Raw genomic sequence first — 20,747 nt, forward strand, 5'->3', positions numbered from 1 at the left:
TAATATATTATTATGGTTGTATTAAAATTCCAATTCCAATCCGAAGAGATACGATTTGTTGGTAGGATATGCCCCTGCATCAACGCCTAAGCGTAAATCGGTTCCACCACCGAATGTATTTACTTCTGGGTCATATCCGCTATAGTCACTTATAGTGATTAAGTTTTGCCCAGTAAGATAAAACCTCGCGCTGCTAAAAAACTTTAATTTTTCAGGTTTGATTCTGTAGCCTAATGTAATATTCCGTAATCTTAGAAATGAGGCGCTTTCCAAGAAACGATCTGAAGGTAGGAGCGGAGAGTTTCCAGAAACTCTTGGAAATTGCGCTGTTCTGTCTTGATTTTCGGGAGTCCACCTGTCTAGAACAGCTGTAATCTGATTGCGATTGCCTGTTGGATTGGCATAAAGGAACCTGTTAAAGTTAAATATTTCACCGCCTTGAACACCCTGTAAGAAAAAGCTCAGATCAAAATTTCTATACTCCATAGTCGAGGTAAAACCATAAATAAAATCCGGATATGGACTGCCGATTATAGTTCTGTCATCAGAATTTATTTCTCCATCGTCATTCAGGTCAGCATAAACAATATCTCCTGTCTCACTTAACAATGTTTCGGTCTCATATCCGAAAAAAGTTCCAAGCTCTTCTCCTTCCCTAACAATATTTACCGGGAATCTAAAATTCGAGGCAATAGTATTCCCAAAGAATTCGTTAGTATCTCCTAAAGAAATTACCTCGTTTCTATTAAAAGAGATATTCGCATCTATATTCCAAGAAAATTCACCTGCAAATGGTAAAGCATTAATAGCAAACTCAAATCCTTCGTTACGAATTTCACCAACGTTTTCAAGTACTGAAGAAAATCCCGCAGTTGGTGGTAAAGGTCGATTGACCAATAAATCAGAAGTATTCTTAACATAGTAGTCCGCAACAAAACTTACACGTCCACCCAATAGTCCTAAATCAAGACCTGCATTAAATTGTGAAGTTGTTTCCCACTTTAAATCCGGATTTCCAATATTGGCTGGCGACAATCCGATAACTAAACCGTCATCTGTACCAAGAATATAATTGTTTGCCTCTATACGTTCCAATGATTGATAGGAACCGATTTCTTGGTTGCCACTTAAACCATAGCTCAACCTTAATTTTAAATTATTTATGGTTTTTGAATCCTTCAAGAACTCCTCATTACTTATCCGCCAAGCGAAAGATCCAGAAGGAAAAAATCCCCATTTCCTATCCCTTCCAAACCTAGAAGACCCATCGGCCCTTCCCGTTAGGGTGAAGAGATATTTATCTTTATAGATATAGTTTATTCTTGCCAAACTGGATAATAACAAGGATTTTGAGGTACCGGAATTTGGTGTATTGATATCCTCCCCTGCGCTTAAATCAACGCCTTGTAAATCATCCGACAAAAAATTTGACGCACTGGCGAGTGTGAATATGGATTTATCTTGTTGAGAAGTGAAACCTACGGTTGCAGAAAAATCGTGATTACCAATATCTTTCTTATAATCCATAAGCAATTCTATCAGATAGGACGTATCCTCTCTATGGGTTCTAGTTGCAAGCCCAGCCGGCTCACCAAAACGGACGGTTCGGCCTTGATAGTTTGTGTCAAAACTACTTAGGTAATCAATTCCGAATCGGCTTGTAAATTTAAAGGCCTCGCTAAAATCGATTTCGATTGCCGTCGTTCCCAATAGTCTTGAAAGTTCCGTTATTCTATTTACATCCAGCGCCTGAGCCAATGGATTGCTTACAGGACCGCTATATACGTAATCCTCCAAACTGGTATATGAACCATCTTCCTGCCTTGGAGTAAGAGTGGGAGAGGCGTGTATGGCAGCATTGACTGTATTTTCTAAAGTCCCGAATCCTGTTTCTGGCCTGTCATTTACGGATTTACTGGCATTTATACTTGTGACGACTTTTAGATAGTCGTTAATTCCTTGGTCCAAGTTTAGGCCTATAGACGCCCTTTTAAATCCTGTATCGATAATAATCCCTTCTTGGTCAAAGAAATTTCCATTTATTGCGTAGGTTGAATTATCCCCTCCTCCCAAAAAAGAGATTCCTATGTTGGTAATAAAGGCTTGTCTAAAAATTTCATCCTGCCAATCAGTGTCTGTAGTGACAGCGGATAAATCAGGAAAAGGAAGGTCTGCGCCGTCATTGACAGCACGCTCATTTGCCAAGACGGCAAATTGTTGGCTGTTCATCAAATCCAATTCTCTACGAACTTTCTGAACACCTGTAAAGGAATTGATCTGTATTTTTCCCTTACCCTTTTTACCGGATTTTGTAGTGATTATAACAACGCCGTTAGCACCTCTGGAACCATATATTGCTGTTGCAGAAGCATCCTTCAAAATTTCTATGGATTGAATATTGTTCGGATCGATTGCAGATAGCGGATTGGTAAGGTTACGGTTGGCAGTGTTATAGACTGGGAAACCATCTATCACATACAATGGCTCATTTCCTCCCACAATTGAATTTCCACCTCTTATACGAATGCTCATAGCACCACCTGGCGCTGCAGATACCTGTGTTACCTGTACACCAGCAGCACGACCTTGTATAAGCTGGTCCACTGAGGTCGTTTTCTGAACGCTCAACTCTTCTTCGCTTATAGAGGATACTGACCCTGTCAAGTCACTTTTCTTTACGGAACCATAACCTATTACTACAATTTCATCCAAAAGAGCAGTACTTTCTTGAAGGGTTATGGTCAGTTCGGATTCGTTACCTACCGGTATCTCCTTGGGAGTAAAACCTATATAAGAAACTAACAGTACTGAACTCCGATTTGTTACATTTATTGAAAAATTCCCATCAAAATCAGACTGTGTTCCGTTGGTAGTACCTTTTTCAATTATACTTGCGCCAGGTAGGGGTCGTCCTTGCGTATCCAATACCTTTCCTGTAATAATTTGTTGAATTAAAATATCCCGATTATCTCTATTTTCGAAATCAGCACTTTGATTTTTGGATTTTTTTACAACTGCTATAGTTTTTGAATCAATAAAACTATAAGTCATATTGATCGGAAGTAAAAATCTTTCGAGCAGTATGCTAGTTTTAATCACGCCCTTTTCTAAATCCAATACTGGGGCCTTCTCCAGTAAATCATCTTGGTATACAAAATTGTAACTTGTTTGAAGGTTGATCACTTTCAAGGCTTGTTTAATTGTCATCCTTTGGTTTTGATCAATCTTTATGTCTGCATTTTGGGAAAAACCATGTTTTGGACCTAGTGCAAAAGCGATGGTACAAAACAGAAACAGACAAGTTCTCATAATAATGTTCAGAAAAGAAAATCTTGAATTAGATATTCTTTCAATTAAGTTAATTTCCATAAATTCACATAGTTTAGTTAGGTTTCATATTTAATTAAATGGTATGGATAAAGGCTATGACGGTGGTACGGATTAGCCTTTTCCTTTTTTTATTCTATAATCACTACATTATTCTTTGTTTTAAAGGCAACTTCTCCTCCACTGGTAGTTTCAAATAACTTCAAAATATCCTCAATTGAATTTGTCCTTTCCAGAACTCCAGAGAATTTAATACTCTTTAATTTTGGAGAATTAAAGAATACTTCTACATTATACCATCTTGATAAAGTTTCCATTATCTCACTCAATGGTTCTTCATCAAAATTGAACAAGCCTTTGACCCATGCAATTTCTTTAGAAGCGTCTACTGGATAGATTTCTATAGTATTGGATTCCAATTCGGTTTTTGATTGTTCATTGGGCAAAAGATCCTTTGCTGATATACCTTTCCTGATACGTATTTTTCCTCCAGCCAATGTGGTAAGTATTTCTTTCGTGTTTTTATAAGCTTCAATGTTAAATTCGGTTCCCAAAACCTTAATTTGCTGATTACCTGTCATAACCAAAAAGGGTGCACCTTCATTATCTGTGCTCGAGGAAACTTCCAGGTATGCCTCTCCATAAACCAACTCTACTTTTCGTGGTTCCCCAATTTTAAAAGAGACTGGATATCTGAGCTCAGATTCTGAATTTAACCACACTTTGGTACCATCTGCCAATTGCACAAAAAATTCGCCGCCTCTTGGAATTTTCAATGAATTGTATCTAATTTCGCCGTCATCGGAAACATCGTCATAAATTAAGTGTTCTCCGTTGCTACTGGCGTAATCTTTATCAAACGATTTTCCTTTCTCCAACAATATTTTTTGTCCATCCTCCAAAGTCAATGTTGCCTTGTCTGCTCCAATTTTGATATTTGATTTAGGAGTTATTAGAGCTTCGGTGCGGTATTGACGATTAAAGTACAGTCCCATTACAAGTAGTATAGAGGCGGCAATTGCTATCCTTTTAAAATTCTTGATCATCGATTTTTTTTCCGCCAATCTTACCTTCCTTTTGATGGATTTCTTTTTACTATCTAAATCATTATCTAGCATGCATAAGGATATTAGGAATTCTATTCGGACATAATTATAAATTGATGGGGCATTGACCTTATTTTTAAGAGCTAAGTCAAGCTTTTGTAGTTCTTTGGAGTCAGCCTCACCATTTAAAAACTTTACTAAAATTTTATTTAGTTTTGAATTTAGCATATTTCCGAATCTATTAATTATTACGTGTAATTTTTATACACCCCTTCCTTTTTTCAAACTTTTTTTTTGATTTCAATAATATTTACATGTATATTTCAAATACTTTATCTAGGCAATATGGAAATTGACGAAAATTATTATTTAGCCAACAGGCTCCGTTCCGGTGATTACGATGCTTTCGATTTATTGATAGAGAAGTATTACAATAACCTCTACGTCTATGCCCTCAAATTGATAAATGAACAGTGCAAGGCTGAAGATATAGTTCAAAATGTTTTTACGAATATTTGGATTTCCAGAAAGAATATTAACCCTGAACTTTCTATAAAAAGTTTTTTATATAAATCCGTTTACAATGAATTTATTGACCAATATCGGAAAAACAAACCAGTATTGTATTTAGAAAAGATTTACTTGGAATCATTAGAGCGAACAGTAGAAAACGATTACAAAAATTTCGATAAACTTTTAGTAAAATTGGATATAGAAATTAATAAGCTGCCAACAAAATGTCGGAAAATTTTTCTATTAAATAAAAAAGAAGGCCTTACGCATAAGGAAATTGCCGATTATCTAGGTATCTCAACCAAGACTATTGAAGGACATATGACTAAGGCCTATAAAATATTGAGCTATAAATTGGGTGATATGTACAATAATATATTGTTTATACTATTTTCTGGACCTTCAACAACGTGAGGTTATTGGTAAAGGTTTTGAACTTTGATAACTGTTAATCTAGCTCGTATTTCCTAACACAAAGCCATAATCATTGCCCTAAACATCAATCAAACTATTTTTTATCTCAATTTAGCTTATAGGTTGATTACCTCAAAGAATATTCCTTTATAAAATTTTCGCTTCTGATAGAATACATAGCTCTAATGCTGATAGTATCATACTTTTTGAATTATCATTTTTTTAAAATTTATATAATTTGAACTACTCAAATTCTATCTGGACTTGAGATTTGTACTTTTTGCTTATGCTCCATGGACAGCATATTACAGAACTATTAAAATACGCTCACCTTCTTCAACATTCCATAAGGACAATCTTATTTTGATTCTTAATGTTATGCACTGAGGAATAGGTTCTATAGTAACTCCCAGACCCACTGTGCACTATTATTTGTTGAGTTATTATCGGCTCTAAGTCGGCTATTATCAGAATTTAAAAACCTCATATTGGCGCCATTTTCCTTATTTGTTAGTTTAAACCAATTGCCATTGACAATTCCAGGTTTCCAAAATGCTGAATCAGAGGCTCCAGCTCCATTCCCACGTATTCTAAATGAATCATTATTTTTACTATAGGCAAATCCATTGGTACTTTGATTTTTAATTTTATAGTAGCCATTTCCAGCATCGAGAAACATCCAGTAAGCGGCATTTCCGCTACCTTGGCCATTTCCACGAAGTCTATTGGAATCATCCGATTTTAGATACGCAAACTTCCCACTTTCTCGATTTTTTAGTCGCAACCATACGCCAGTTGGAGGTAAAGGCGATGACTCAGAAGCAGAACCGGTAAATGTAGTAATTGATTTTTTGGGCAGTGCCACTATCATACTACTGGTACTTGGTATACTTGATTTTTCATCCAAATTTTCTGAACCTGAAGTTCTGTATGGAGTTAAAGAGCTATTAAATCCATTAAAATTGATATCTACATCCTGAGATTGAGAAGAATTGTTAACCGCTACAATGGTAACTTTGCTATTGTTATTATTTTTATAAGCAGAAATATAAATGTTTGAATACGGGCTTGCGTTTGAGACACTAATTCTTTTCCAACCAGGTTTTATGAATTTTGAAAATTGTCCTAACGCATAGAATGTTTTGTATATCGTATAATTTGTAGACCCGTCCAATCTTATTAAACCGTTTAATTTTGATGGATGGTTTGTCACCATCCACCAATAGTGGAATGTTTCAACATTTGCTTGAACAAAATACTTGTGTATATATTCGCCAAGTTTGATTGCACCATCAATTTCCTGCAGGTTTTCAATCCAATATTCGGTATGCCATATTGGTTTGCCGTAATTTGAATAGTCCTCAAAACTAATTGGTCCATAACTATGACCACATATAATATCTACGTTATTTTGAATATCAGAACTTGTAAGTTTCCATTTCTCATTGTCTATATCTCCCCATCTGGTTTCTTCGGGATAGAATATTTTAGTTGAACCCAGACCTGCGGCATTCATCCTCCATGTTAAGTCATCGGCAATAAAGTCCTTCAATTTTCCATAATCCCAAATCATTGACTCCCAAGTCTTATAGCCAGGTTCATTTTGGGGGGAAATTCCATAATAGTCCACATTTTCAAAATTCTTCATCCTCTTTACATACTCAGACAGGAAGACTGCATAGTCTGAAAAATTTTCTGTTTTCAATTTACCGCCATCAGTTTTACTATTATTGGTTTTCATCCAGGCTGGAGCAGTCCAGCAAGATGCCCAAATTTTGTTAACACCTCTATTTTTAGCTTGGTTGGCTACCCATGCATTGGCTTTAAATTTGGGATTGGACCATAACCATGTATTAGAGTCAGGCCTAACGTTTGGGTCAATTCTCTGTCTTAATATCGATAGGCCTATATTATTTCCGTCAGTTCTAAAAAAGCGATTTATTATCTCATTTCGCTTATTATGATTTTCGATGTCATCCGATAACCATGCATCGCTTGCTCCAATACCTTGAATAGTCTGTTTTTCATTGTTCCAGTTAATAGTCACCGATGAACTACTGGCTTCTAGACTGGTTGAAAACTTTGCATCATTATTTTCAACATCTTGATTAAAACCAACTTCCTCATTATCATTATCAACCGAACAACCTGTAACAATTAACATCAAAAACGGTAAAAAAAATAATTTCCTACATAGTTTCGTAGCTATAAATCTTTTACGCAATATAATATTCGAAGGAAACTTTCTCCCTAAAATTGTTTTCTTGACCATGGCTATATTTTAAATTTAAAATAAAAATTGTTTGAAAAAACTTGTATTTTTAAGAACACGGAAATTTGGTTCGATACTGAATAATATAGATGTATAACTAGAACTATTCTGAGTAAAATAATCTTCGACTAAAACCCACTTATTCAATTCAACAATTATTCAATTCGTATTACCTTTTATTGATGTATTCTTATTTATTACGTGCAAATATTACAAGACCCTTACTATTTTATAAAAAATATTATTTTACTATCAATAAATTCCGTTTTGAAAATGGTTCAGGAAAATAATTTCAGCACTAATCAACAAAAGTCGTAGCCATCAAACTGCTGACATTCCCGTAGGACTAGATTTAATTAGATTGTATCAAACCAAGGCTATATCCGCACTATTAAAGTAATTGTGGTAATAAGTTTCTACAGGAGTGAATTTCAATATTAACCTCGATTTTAAGCTGTCCTATTTTTAGGGAAGGCTACAATTAAACTAACTATCGTAGGAAAGTCTTCACATTTTTATTCCTAAAAACATCTTGATATGGCACTCATTACAGAAATAATTAAACTTAAACCAAGGGTGTCGTCAGATTAATACGTATTAAAAATGGAGTATTGGATATTGAAACTGGTCAAACATTATATTTATGTAGTAAATGTCTGGAGTTAATTTAAATTCAATGTGCTATGAGTAATATGCTTTAAATTTTATTCTCAATGGTTGAGTAAAGTCATTACAAGGATATGTTCTAAAACATACTGCGATTTAATATGCGTGGCTTTGGAGAGGTTTTAAAACATATCTGGATAATATTATGTAGATAAATTTACAATTTGTAAAAACAGTAGGGTCAATCTTTACCAGATAGACCAAGCTTTAATTAACGATTCTCACTAACAAATTTAAATTTTGTTAGAATTGGGCTTTGGCCCAAGATTTAATTTAGGATTATTGTTTAAGAAAACATTGTTGTAAATAATACATAGTTTCAAGCATCTTTATTTTCTTAAAACGTCCTCAGCAATCAGAGGATAGATTATAGAATCCACTGTAACTGTCTAATTTTTTTGTAATCATAATGATAAAGCTATCTATAAAACATTCTTTTCAAAAGGTAAACTCTGTGATTTTATTTTTCGGGATAGCATTTATATTATTCTTTCTATTACCAGATATTCTTTATAGTCAAAATAACGCTTTAAAAAAACCCAATATAATCATTATCATGGCAGATGACCTTGGTTTTGGTGATGTAGGTTTTAATGGCAATGTATTTATTAAAACCCCGGAATTGGATAAAATGGCCTCTGAGGCGTTGGTCTTTGATAGGTTCTACGCTGCCGCACCTATTTGCTCTCCCACCCGAGCAAGCGTATTAACAGGAAGAAATGCTATGAGGCAAGGTATTTTTGGCCCGCACACCGCAGGCATTCGAACAGGTGAAACCACTATTGCCGAGATATTGAAGGAAGAAGGCTATACTACAGGTATTTTTGGAAAATGGCATCTAGGTTGGATAATGCCCGACGCCGAAGTTGAAGATCGAGGCTTCTATTCACCACCTTGGCATCACGGTTTTGATGAAAGTTTCGTAACCAAATCGGCAATGCCCACTTGGAATCCAACCGTAACCCCTTGGGACATGTGGGCCAACAAGGAAGGTGAAATGTGGACGACCTCTTTTTATCTTCAGGATAAGGTATTAGTGAAAGATAATTTGGCCGGGGATGATAGTCGGGTTATTATGGATAGGGTCGTTCCTTTTGTAGAGAAAGCAGCTGATCGAAACATTCCGTTTTTAGCCTGTATTTGGTTGCATACCCCACATGAACCCGTCGTGGCCGGACCTGCATATAGGGCTATGTACGCACAATACTCGGAAGAAAAGCAGCATTACTTAGGAGCGATAACTGCAATGGATGAACAAATCGGTAGGCTGAGAAAAAAGTTAACAGAGATGGGCATTGCAGATGATACAATTATCTGGTTTGTGAGCGACAATGGCCCCTCATCTTACCCAACAGAAAGGGGTATAGCCTCTGCTGGTAAATTTAGGGGCTCTAAACATACCATTTATGAAGGAGGTATCCGCGTGCCGTCAATTCTGGAATGGCCAGGCAGCATAGCACCTCTCAGGACCACCTTTATGGCCACTACCAGCGATATGATGCCAACTCTCCTAAGTTTGATCGATAGCGATTATAAATCCAAAGTGCCACTGGACGGAATTGATATGACAGCTAAGCTAAAAAACCCGGACGAAGAACGTACAGGTTACCTTTTTTTCGCTTGGCAGCGTCTTTATAATAAAATAAACCAGCAAGCCATAATGGATAATCAATTTAAGTACTTGATAGATGGAGGACGAGAGGAACTTTACGATTTAAAAAAGGACCCTGAAGAGTCAAACAATATTATAGATAAGAAAGCAGAGAAAGCAAAAGAATTAAAATCTGAATTGGCAAAGTGGAATAAATCGACTTTTATGAGTCGAGAGGGTAGCGATTTCAGATACTAAACCCTTACTGTTTTGGTTCTTGTTTTGCCATCTTGAAAAGTATTAAGAGCAATACAAAACTGGCTGTGAATAATGTGGAAGTCAGGGATTCCATACTTGGAATCTACTAAGATTGTGTCTAGAAAAACATAAGAGCTGTTTGAGAATTAATTCTAAAAAACCGTTTTCTAAAAACAATGTTGGAAATACATACAAATCCATTTGAGTAGTTGCAAATATGTCAAGTTTATACCTTAGGAATTCTATCAAAAAAGTTTTGGACAGTTTATTTTGGAAATTCTTGATTATAAATATTCTAGTACATCGATGCCCTTTAACATATAATAAGACCGTGAAATTTTATTTAAAACAGTAAATCACAATCCGCCATGATTAAAATAAAATTTTTTCTCTTAACCATTTTGGTCGCTTTTTGCTGCTGTAAGAACAATCAATCAGTGGTTGAGACCAATCCAAAAAATTCGCATAAAGTTGAAGATAGGCCAAATTTCTTTTTCTACTTGGCCGATGACCAAGACCAATTGGACTATGGGTGCTATGGAAATCCCAAAGTAAACACTTCAAATGTGGATGAACTCGCAAAACAGGGTATGCGTTTCACAAATTTTTATACAGCACAGGCTATTTGTGCCCCCGCCAGATCGCAAATTTTTACAGGAATGTACCCGATGAAGAATGGGTGTATGGCAAATCATTTGCCTGTAAAAGAAAATATTTCAAGCGTGGTAAATCTTCTTAAAGCTGAAGGTTATGACGTTGTTTTGGCTGGCAAAAACCATGTTGCACCAAATTCAGTGTTTAATTGGACGCATTATTTTGAATCCATTGACCATAGATATCTACCCTTTAAAAAGATTGAATCCTATCTGGCGAATGTAAAAAAGCCCTTTTGCATTTTTATAACTTCTGACTACCCCCATGGGCCATACCCTAAAATTTCACAATATTCAAAAGCAGATATTTTCAGATTACCATACTATAAAGGAGAAACCAAGAATCGTCGGACCGGATATTACCAGAACATTCTCGATGACAACATTCAGTTAGGTAAAATCTTAAATATGGTAGACACTTATGGATTAAGGGATAACTCTATATTTATATATGCTGCCGATCACGGTATTTCTGGCAAGTACGGTTTAAATGAGGAAGGTTTGAAGGTCCCGTTTATTGTAAGATGGCCTAAGATTGTGAAACCTAATTCCACGAATTATACTTTGCTTTCTTTTATAGACGTATTACCTACTTTTTTAGAAGCAGCAAAGGCTGAAATACCAAAATCGATAGACGGTAAAAGTTTTCTTAAGAACTTAAAAGGTAACACAGAAGAAATTCATGACCACATTTTTGGTATAGCTACTAAACAAAATATTCAAAACTGCAAAGTATTTCCATCAAGAATGGCCAGGGGCAAAAGATTCAAATTAATACGTAATTACAATGCAATGGAAGTATCACAATCCAATTTGGGCAAGAACGCTATCGTCAATGAATTTATCAAACTGGGTTCAGAGTCATTTCCAAATATCCCCTATGAAGAACTCTACGACCTAAAAGAAGACCCGTACCAAAATAAAAATTTGGCATTAGATAGTAAGTATGAGTTTGAAAAAAATACACTATCCGAAGAATTGAGCAATTGGATGATCGCTCAAAAAGATTTTTTGATAACCGAGAAAATGCCATTGATAAAACCAACATTACATCCGTTGGACATACCGAGCAAATGGAACGTTGTCCCTAAAGAACTTGAAGGAAAGCTGCACCAAGAGGATTATATGAATTTACATTATTGATGTTTGATGATGAACAGGTGTTTGGTATACATTTCGTTGTCGGATAAAAAAAGCTATGATCTTAGTGGCTAAAATGGTCAAGGATAACAAAAAGCAATATTTCGAACCGAACTTACAAGTTTTGATGGAGAAGAAGCATTATTAAAATATTAAATATCATGGAATTAAAAAGTAAAAATTTCATTGCTCTTATTACACTTTTTATAGTAGTGGGTTGCGGTTTTAAATCTGGCAAGAGCCTATCACTTAATTCTAAGTCAGGAACAGAAGCGAATGCAGAAAAACAAAACATACTGTTCATAGCTATAGACGATCTTAGACCAATGATAAGTTCTTATGGAGAGACTCAAATGGTAACGCCCAATATTGATAGGCTTGCATCTGAAGGAATTCAATTTAATAATGCCTTTACAAATATTGCAGTGTGCGGTGCAAGTAGAGCTAGTATCATGACCGGTATAAGACCGAGCTATAGAAGATTCAATGATTATACTAGCAGGGCATCGACCGACGTTCCCAATGCGGTGACATTAAATCAGCTCTTTAAAGAAAATGGCTACGAAACCATTTCTTATGGTAAAATATACCATCATCCCGATGATAATAAAGAACACTGGACAGAAATGGACAATGGTTCAAAACAAAATGATTATCAAGATTTGAATTCAATAGCCAAACGTTTGAATGGAGAATTGGGATCTCATGGCAAAAAAGGTCCGGTCATTGAATACCCCGATGTTTCTGATTATTCTTACAATGATGGAAAAGTCACAAAAAAAGCCATCAATAAATTAAGAGAATTAAAAACTTCCAATAAGCCCTTTTTTATGGCTTTGGGATATGTAGCGCCCCATCTCCCCTTTATACAACCAAAAAAATATTGGGACCTATATAATCATGAATCCATAGAACTGGCCAAGAATGGTTATCAACCTGAAAATGCACCTTATATCTCAATGGCTTCACAACATTATTCTTCAGAATTGAGAAATATGTACCTGGATATACCTAAGAAAGGAAACCTTAATGATGAACTTTCGCGGAATCTTGTTCATGGTTACTATGCTAGCGTTAGCTATATGGATGCGTTAATAGGAGAGGTTATTCAGAGTTTAGACGACTTGGGTTTAAGAGAGAATACAACCATTGTTTTATGGAGCGATCACGGTTTTTTCCTAGGAGAGCACGGGATGTGGTGTAAACATAGTACTTTTTATGAAGCTATTAAAATACCGCTTATCATCTCATCGTCCAAGTATAAAAATAATCAAACCACACAATCGATGACAGAACTCGTAGATATATACCCGACATTATGTGATATCGCCCAATTGGACGCTCCCGATTATTTACATGGAATGAGTTTGATTCCAGTATTAACAAATCCTGAGAAAATATTAAAAACCGAAATTTATACCAGGTATAAGGAAGGTGAAGCAGTAGTAGATATAGATTATTCCTATACTGAATTTTATAGAGACGGACAGTACCTAGGCAATATGCTGTACAATTTAAATACTGATAGCGAACAGAATACAAATATTTCAAAAGAACCAAGTGCTGCGGCTCTCGTGGTAAAATACAAAGAAAAACTTAAAATAATGCGAGATAAGGTAGACAAAGATCCTATCCAATAGTGCCTCTAACGGTCTTTTGACCTTCTGAAATTTTATTACTTGAATAACTAAGTTGATAAAGGCTACAATCCAAACTGTCTAGGCAACCAAAGGCTCAATTCGGGGAAATAGGTAACCAGGAACAATGCGATTACCATTGCGATGAAGAGTGGCAACAAGGGTTTCACCACTTTTTCAATCGATGTTTTCGCGATGCCGACGCCAACAAAGAGTACTGAGCCCACGGGCGGTGTACAGAGCCCTATACATAAATTGAGTACCATGATGATTCCAAAATGGACCGAATCCAAACCCAGGGCCGTTACCACTGGTAGAAATATGGGGGTGAAAATCAGTACTGCCGGGGTCATGTCCATAAAAATGCCCACAAAGAGCAGAAGCAAATTGATGACCAATAGTATGACAATAGGGTTGTCGCTCAAGGCCAATAGACCAGTACTGATTTCCTGTGGAATGTTCTCATAGCTCAAGGCCCACGACATGCTCATGGAGGCACCGATCAACAACATCACAATGGCCGTTGTAGTAGAGGAATCCAATAAGATCCGTGGCATTTTGGGCAAAGAAATCTCTCTATAGAAGAGCCCCAATAGAAAACTATACAGCACTGCGATCGCAGAGGCCTCGGTCGCCGTAAATATTCCCGTAACGATCCCACCAATCACTACTATGAGCATGAAAAGACTGGGCAGGGCATCGATGAAAGTTTTGAAAACTTTTTTTAATCTGCTTCTTTTTCCAACTTTATACCCTTTTTTCTTTGCCCAAACGGAAGCTACAATCATCAGAAAAAGCCCGGTAAGTATGCCAGGTATATAGCCTGCAAGAAACAGGGCCGCAATGGAGGCCCCTCCACTCGCCAAAGAATAAACAATCAAGACGTTGCTTGGGGGGATGACCAGGCCAGTGGTAGCAGCGGTTATGTTCACTGCTGCCCCAAATTCTCTGGAATACCCCTCTTTTTCCATCTCGGGACCTAGAATACTTCCCATAGCGGATGCAGCGGCCATGGCCGATCCTGCAATCGCACCCATCAACATCGCAGAGATAATATTGATAAGTGCCAATCCTCCCGGGAGAGCGCCGACCAAGGTTTTGGCAAAGGCAATAAGCCTATGGGCAATACCTCCCTTGTTCATCAATTCCCCAGAAAGAATAAAAAGGGGTATGGCGAGAAGTGCAAAGCTGTCCAGGCCCGTCCCGATTCTTTGCGATACCGTAGTTGCGGCAGGTAGAAAGGGGATACTGACCAATAATGTCAAAAACGATGACATCGCGATACTCCATGCCACAGGTGTCCCAATAGCCAACAGGCACACAAAACTAAGTACAAGAACGAGTATGGGAACGTATTCCATGGGCTATTGTTTTTTTATAATATCAGAAATCTTGTAATAGATAATCAATAATCCACTGATGGGAATGACCATATAGACCACTGCCAACGGTACCTGAAGCGCCGGTGAATTTTGACCCAATGCGTAAGTGATGTAAACCAACCTAGATCCACCTACGACCATGGCCGCCAAACAGAAAACAATGACCAGTAAGCGCACAATGACCTTAAGCCATTTTTGTGCAGTTGGACCCAAGCGTCTGGGGAACACATCAATGGCCACGTGCATATTTTGACCGGAAATATAGGCGGCACCCAAGATTCCGACCCATATCAGAAGGTAACGGGCCAACTCGTCCGTAAAGGAACTTGGAGAGCCTAATATAAAGCGGCTGCCAACTTGCCATAGTACATTTAGCACCATAAGTGCCATGATAATGACCAATATATTTGCAAGTACCTTATCGATGGTTTTTCGCAATCGCACTAGTTTTGTTGTTTTATCAATTGGTTGCCTGGATGTCCTTTATCAGTTCGTAAAAGATTTCATCTTCCTTATATTTATCGAACGAGTCCTTGACCCTTTTAGAAAAGAGACTTTTATCGGGCCTTATGATCTGGACCCCTGCTTTTTCCACTGCGTCCAAAGCTTCATTTTCAGCCTCCAACCAAAGTTTTCGTTGGTATAGTATAGAAGCATCCACGGCCTGTTTTAACCAACCTTGCTCTTCTACCGAAAGCTTGTTCCATAGTTGTGTACCAGCCAAAAGAACATCGGGCAATATCGTATGCTCATCAAGCGTGTAATACTTGGCCACTTCGTAATGCCTGGAAAGGTAAAAGCTCGGCAGGTTATTCTCCGCACCATCTACCACGCCTTGTTGCAGTGCCGTATAGAGCTCTCCCCAAGAAATGGGTGTTGGCGAACCACCCAGATCTCGAACCATATCCATGGCGGTAGCACTTTCCATTACCCGTATTTTCTGTCCTTCCAGGTCGGCAGGGTTTTTTACGGGTTTGTCCACTGTGTAAAAACTACGGCTTCCCGCATCGTAATACCCCAAACCTTTGAGCCAGTACTGCTCGCCTTCGTCAAGCAATGCCCTGCCAATAGGTCCATCCAATACTTTGAAGGAATGTTCACGGTTACGAAACAAAAAGGGCAATCCCAACACCTTCAATTTTGGCGCAAAATTTTCGAGCACTCCAACAGAAACTTTGGTCATGTCGAGACTGCCGATCTGTAAAAGCTCCAAACACTGTCGTTCGGTCCCCAATTGCTGACTTGGATAGATCTCAATCTTTAATTTTCCATTGGATAGTTTTGCCAGATCCTCGCCCATCTTTGTCATGGCCTTATGTACAGAGTGGCTTACGTCCAGGCCATGGCCCAACCGTAGCACCTTGACATCTTCAACCTCTTTGCATCCCAAAAGGCAATTCAAAAATATATAGATAAGACCAAGACAGATGAGGTTCCTCATGGTGATTGCTGTTTTATGGTCTTTATCAAGTTCAAGACCCTTTCGACATTTCGGGCCAATCCATCAAAATCCTTCTTTTCCAGGATTTCTTTAGAAATCAAATTGGAGCCCATTCCCACGCAGGTAACACCCGCATCAAACCAAGCCCTTAAGTTGGATTCTTCGGTGCTGACACCGCCCGTAGGCATCATACTTGTCCAAGGTTGCGGGCCTTTTATGGCCTTTACAAATCCCGGTCCGTAAGTCGACCCGGGAAAAAGCTTAATGATTTCACAGCCCAGTTCTTCTGCTCTATTGATCTCGGTGAGCGATCCACACCCCGGGCTCCACAGTACTTTCCGTCTGTTGCATAGCAGCGCAATATCTTCGCGCAAACTTGGGGTCACTATAAAATTGGCGCCCATTTGAACAAACAGTGAAGCAGCTGGGGCATCGGTGATGGAACCGACCCCCAAAACCATGCCCGGTAATTTGGCAAGGGCATATTTGTTCAGTTCCGAAAATACCTCAAAGGCAAAATCGCCCCTTGCGGTAAATTCCAATATTCGTGCCCCGCCATCAAAGCAGGCTTTCAGCACCTGTTTGCCCAATTCAATATTTGGATGGTAGAACAAGGGAACCATTCCACTGTTCCGCATGACCGATACTACCTCTAATCTTGTATAATTTGCCATTTGCTGTCTTCTTATCTGTTTTTAAGCACCGGGCGAAGATCGTTCCGCCCAGTACCGCTAAAAAAACTAAACTAACTCGACTCATCGGGCTACACGACCCGAAGAATCGCCGCCCATCAATTTTTCGACCTCGGCTACCGTTACCAGATTGGCATCCCCCTTTATCGTATGTTTCAGACACGATGCGGCCACCGCAAAGTCCAGTGCGTTCTGGTCGTCCCCGGGATACTTCAATAGACCGTATATCAATCCCCCCATAAAGGAGTCCCCGCCACCGACCCTGTCCACGATATGGGTTATCTGGTATTTGGGGGATTCAAATACATTCTTTCCATCATAGAGAACACCCGCCCATGTATTGTGCGATGCCGAGATTGAACCACGTAGCGTGGTGATCACTTTTTTGGCATTGGGAAATTTGCCCATCATTTGCCGGCAGACCGAGAGGAAGGCCCCAGCTTTTACATCGTGTCCCTGCGTGGTGACATCAAGTCCTTCGGGCTTTATGTCAAAATGCTTTTCGGCATCCTCCTCATTGCCCAGAATAACGTCGCAATAAGAGGTGAGCTCGGTCATTATGGCCTCCCTGTCACCGCCATAGTTCCAAAGTTTGGCCCTGTAGTTCAGGTCGGTAGAGATGGTCAGTCCCATCTCTTTTGCGACTTGGACGGCCTCCAGACAGGCATCGGCCGCACTTTGGGAGATGGCGGGGGTTATTCCGGTCCAGTGGAACCATCCCGCACCATCAAATACATTTTCCCAATCGATCGTACCGGGGCCAATTTCACTGATGGCGGAATTTGACCTATCGTAAATCACTTTGCTCCCGCGGCTTACCGCTCCCGTCTCCAAAAAATAAATCCCCAAACGCTCTCCCCCAAAAATTATGTTCCCCGTATTTACACCGCGTTTGCGCATTTCCATAAGGGCACAGTACCCAATGTCGTTCTTTGGCAATCTTGTCACAAAATCAACGGGAACACCATAATTTGCAAGAGAGACTGCTACGTTGGATTCCCCTCCTCCATAGACCGCGTCAAAACTGTTCGCCTGTGAAAAGCGCAAAGATCCGGGAGGAGATAGCCTTAGCATGATTTCACCGAAGGTAATTACTTTCTTCATTTCAAATTATTTTTTATCAATACAGTTCTAAAACTTAAAATATGCCTTCGCATTATAATAGCTGATATCCCGTACAATTTTTCCGATATGCACCATATCTTTGGGCAATAGGCCCTTTTTGATATCATTGCCCAACATATTGCAGAGGAGTCTCCTAAAATATTCGTGCCTTGAAAAGGAGAGAAAACTACGGGAATCCGTCAACATGCCCACAAAACAGCTGAACAGTCCCATATTTGATAGTGTGTTTAACTGTCTTTCCATTCCATCTAGTTGGTCCATGTACCACCAACCCGATCCAAATTGTATCTTACCCTTAATACTACCATCGTTGAAATTGCCGACCATAGTGGCGAAAACCTCGTTTTGTGAAGGATTCAAATTGTAAAGAATCGTCTTTGGAAGTTGGTCGGTACTGTCCAATAGGTTTAAAAAACTACCCAAGGGCAAGGCTTGCCTAAAATCACCAATGGAATCGAAACCAGTATCGGGACCCAATTTGAAATGCATTCGTTGGTTTACATTGCGCAATGCCCCCAAATGGAACTGTTGCACCCATCCCTTTTTATGGTATTCCTTGCACAGATGCAATAAGGTCTCAAATTTGAAGTATTTTATCTCCTCAATACTGATTACTTTTCCCGAAAGCACCTTTTTAAAGATTGATTCGATATCAAAAATCCCCAGTTCAAAAAAATAAAGTTGCTCCAGTCCATGGTCCGATAGACGGCAACCAATTTTATGGAAATGGGCAATCCTTCTTTTCAGGGCCATTAGCAGATCTTGGTACGTTGCAATCTGCATTCCCGCAGCATTGCCCAACTTTTCTGTATAAGTTTGGTAAGAACCGCCGTCTTCTATGGCATACGCCCTGTCCGGCCGGAAGGTTGGCAACAGTTTTGGCACCATGTTATTCTTTTGGGCACTTATATGGTGTTCCAAAGTGTCCGATGGGTCATCCGTAGTGCATACGACCTCAACGTTCATTTGATTCAACAATCCCTTCGCAGAATGGCTTTTCTGCTGGAGTTGGCCGCTGGCGTTTTCATAGACTTGCGCCGCATTGGTATCTGATAGCATTCCTTTTATCCCAAAATAGCGCTGCAGTTCCAAATGCGTCCAATGGTACAAGGGGTTTCTTATTGTATAGGGAACCGCCCCCGCCCATTTTAAAAATTTTTCTTCATCCGTTGCATTTCCGGTAATGTACTGTTCATCAATACCCAATGTGCGCATCGCCCTCCACTTATAGTGGTCGCCCGCTAGCCAAGCCTGGGTCAGGTTCTTAAACTTATGGTGGTTGGTGATTTGCTCTGGAGGCAGATGATTGTGGTAGTCGATAATAGGCATATCCTTGGCATGGTCATGGTACAGCTCTGCGGCATAATCAGTCTCTAGTAGAAAATTATCATCGATAAAGCTCATAATACTGCTGATTTTTCAATGCCCAACATCAATCCCCGCAGTTCGGCAAGGCCCCGCAAGCGGCCAATGGCCGAATAGCCTGGGTTTGTCTTTTTTTTCAGGTCGTCCAACATTTGATGGCCATGGTCGGGGCGCATGGGCAACCTCTGGTCTTGACGCCCGTTTTTGATTCGTTTTTGTTGTTCCTTCAAAAGACCTTTTATTACGGTGTACATATCTACGTCCCCATCCAAATGGTCGGCTTCATAAAAATTTCCCTGTCCGTCTCGCGAGGTACTGCGCAAATGAATGAAATTGATCCGTTTGCCCAGCCTTTTGACCATACCTGCCAAATCATTGTCACTACGGACACCGTAAGATCCTGTACAGAAACAAAGCCCATTGTGGGGACTCTCGTAGGCCTTTAACAAATCCCGGGCATCCTTTTCAGTGCTCACGACCCTTGGAAGGCCCAATATGGAAAAGGGCGGATCGTCCGGATGAATGGCCAGAAAAACTCCCGACTGTTCCGCAACAGGAGCTATTTCACGAATAAATTCATAAAGGCTTTGGCGAAGTTCTTTGTCCCCTATCTCTTTATAGGTATCCAATACCTCTTTGAACTGTTCCAAGGTATAGCCCTCTTCGGCACCTGGAAGACCTGCTATGATATTGTTTACCAATCGTTCTTGCGACAACGTATCCATCTTTCTATAAACAATATTTGCAAGTTCTATTTCCCGTTTTGTATAAGTATAGTATGCATCAGTACGATTGAGCATAAAAAGTTCAAAAGCCGCAAACTCCAATGCATCGAAACGAAGGGCTTTGGAACCATCGGGCAATTCAAAGGAAAGGTCCGTACGCGTCCAGTCCAATACTGGCATGAAATTATAACAGACCGTATCGACCCCTATTTGTCCTAGATTGCGGATACTCTCCTTGTAGTTCGAAAGATATCTTTTGTGTTCCCCGGTCCGCTTTTTGATATCTTCGTGCACGGGAATACTTTCCACCACAGACCAACTAAGGCCGACCGTCTCAATGGCATCCTTTCGTTTTTTTATTTCGCTTATGGGCCATACTTCCCCATTGGGGATATGGTGCAGTGCCGTTACTATGCCCGTTGCGCCCGCCATTTTAATATCCGCAAGCGATACTGGATCATTGGGTCCGTACCACCGCCATGTTTGTTCTAAACCCATTT

At 39.2% G+C, this 20,747-nt stretch carries 14 protein-coding genes; 4 read left to right on the forward strand and 10 right to left on the reverse strand.

Annotation, left to right across the window (positions count from 1 at the left end):
* Positions 1-21: 21 nt before the first annotated feature.
* Complete coding sequence (locus tag HME9304_RS03235) at positions 22-3,207, reverse strand: SusC/RagA family TonB-linked outer membrane protein (RefSeq protein WP_164674737.1); 3,186 nt, start codon at positions 3,205-3,207, stop codon at positions 22-24.
* A gap of 251 nt (positions 3,208-3,458) precedes the next feature.
* Positions 3,459-4,445 (reverse strand): FecR family protein, encoded by a 987-nt coding sequence (locus HME9304_RS03240; RefSeq protein WP_164674739.1) that lies wholly within the window; start codon positions 4,443-4,445, stop codon positions 3,459-3,461.
* Positions 4,446-4,718: 273 nt separating this feature from the next.
* Between HME9304_RS03240 and HME9304_RS03245 the strand changes: the two genes are divergently transcribed.
* Positions 4,719-5,300, forward strand: a complete 582-nt coding sequence (locus tag HME9304_RS03245) for an RNA polymerase sigma factor (protein WP_112377229.1) — start codon at positions 4,719-4,721, stop codon at positions 5,298-5,300.
* A gap of 397 nt (positions 5,301-5,697) precedes the next feature.
* On the opposite strand, the gene HME9304_RS03250 is transcribed toward HME9304_RS03245, so the two are convergent.
* Positions 5,698-7,464, reverse strand: a complete 1,767-nt coding sequence (locus HME9304_RS03250; protein ID WP_164674741.1) for a glycoside hydrolase family 30 beta sandwich domain-containing protein — start codon at positions 7,462-7,464, stop codon at positions 5,698-5,700.
* Positions 7,465-8,647: 1,183 nt separating this feature from the next.
* Here HME9304_RS03250 and HME9304_RS03255 point away from each other — a divergent pair.
* The 3 genes from HME9304_RS03255 (at position 8,648) to HME9304_RS03265 (ending at position 13,520) form a co-directional block, all read left to right on the forward strand.
* Positions 8,648-10,087: a sulfatase-like hydrolase/transferase gene (locus HME9304_RS03255; RefSeq protein WP_262510368.1), complete on the forward strand. Its 1,440-nt coding sequence runs from the start codon at positions 8,648-8,650 to the stop codon at positions 10,085-10,087.
* Between the two features lie 368 nt (positions 10,088-10,455).
* Complete coding sequence (locus HME9304_RS03260) at positions 10,456-11,883, forward strand: sulfatase family protein (protein ID WP_112377231.1); 1,428 nt, start codon at positions 10,456-10,458, stop codon at positions 11,881-11,883.
* Positions 11,884-12,041: 158 nt separating this feature from the next.
* The gene (locus tag HME9304_RS03265; RefSeq protein WP_112377232.1) at positions 12,042-13,520 is read left to right on the forward strand and encodes a sulfatase; all 1,479 of its coding nucleotides are present in this window, start codon (positions 12,042-12,044) and stop codon (positions 13,518-13,520) included.
* Positions 13,521-13,582: 62 nt separating this feature from the next.
* Here HME9304_RS03265 and HME9304_RS03270 read toward each other — a convergent pair whose 3' ends face one another.
* The 7 genes from HME9304_RS03270 to uxuA all read right to left on the reverse strand — a co-directional run bounded on the left by HME9304_RS03270 (position 13,583) and on the right by uxuA (position 20,745).
* Complete coding sequence (locus HME9304_RS03270) at positions 13,583-14,878, reverse strand: TRAP transporter large permease (RefSeq protein WP_112377233.1); 1,296 nt, start codon at positions 14,876-14,878, stop codon at positions 13,583-13,585.
* Positions 14,879-14,881: 3 nt separating this feature from the next.
* Positions 14,882-15,343 (reverse strand): TRAP transporter small permease, encoded by a 462-nt coding sequence (locus HME9304_RS03275; protein WP_112377234.1) that lies wholly within the window; start codon positions 15,341-15,343, stop codon positions 14,882-14,884.
* A gap of 16 nt (positions 15,344-15,359) precedes the next feature.
* The gene (locus HME9304_RS03280; protein WP_112377235.1) at positions 15,360-16,340 is read right to left on the reverse strand and encodes a TRAP transporter substrate-binding protein; all 981 of its coding nucleotides are present in this window, start codon (positions 16,338-16,340) and stop codon (positions 15,360-15,362) included.
* Positions 16,337-17,014 (reverse strand): bifunctional 4-hydroxy-2-oxoglutarate aldolase/2-dehydro-3-deoxy-phosphogluconate aldolase, encoded by a 678-nt coding sequence (locus HME9304_RS03285; RefSeq protein WP_112377236.1) that lies wholly within the window; start codon positions 17,012-17,014, stop codon positions 16,337-16,339. Before HME9304_RS03285 ends, HME9304_RS03280 begins: the two co-directional genes overlap by 4 nt.
* An 81-nt stretch (positions 17,015-17,095) precedes the next feature.
* Entirely contained in the window at positions 17,096-18,136 is a 1,041-nt protein-coding gene (locus HME9304_RS03290) for a sugar kinase (protein ID WP_112377237.1), read from the reverse strand.
* Between the two features lie 27 nt (positions 18,137-18,163).
* Positions 18,164-19,561, reverse strand: coding sequence for a glucuronate isomerase (gene uxaC, locus HME9304_RS03295; RefSeq protein ID WP_112377238.1), 1,398 nt, complete (start codon positions 19,559-19,561; stop codon positions 18,164-18,166).
* On the reverse strand, positions 19,558-20,745 hold the full coding sequence (gene uxuA, locus HME9304_RS03300) for a mannonate dehydratase (RefSeq protein ID WP_112377239.1): 1,188 nt from the start codon (positions 20,743-20,745) through the stop codon (positions 19,558-19,560). Before uxuA ends, uxaC begins: the two co-directional genes overlap by 4 nt.
* Positions 20,746-20,747 lie beyond the last annotated feature (2 nt).

The organism is Flagellimonas maritima (assembly GCF_003269425.1).
Classification (GTDB): Bacteria; Bacteroidota; Bacteroidia; order Flavobacteriales; family Flavobacteriaceae; genus Flagellimonas; species Flagellimonas maritima.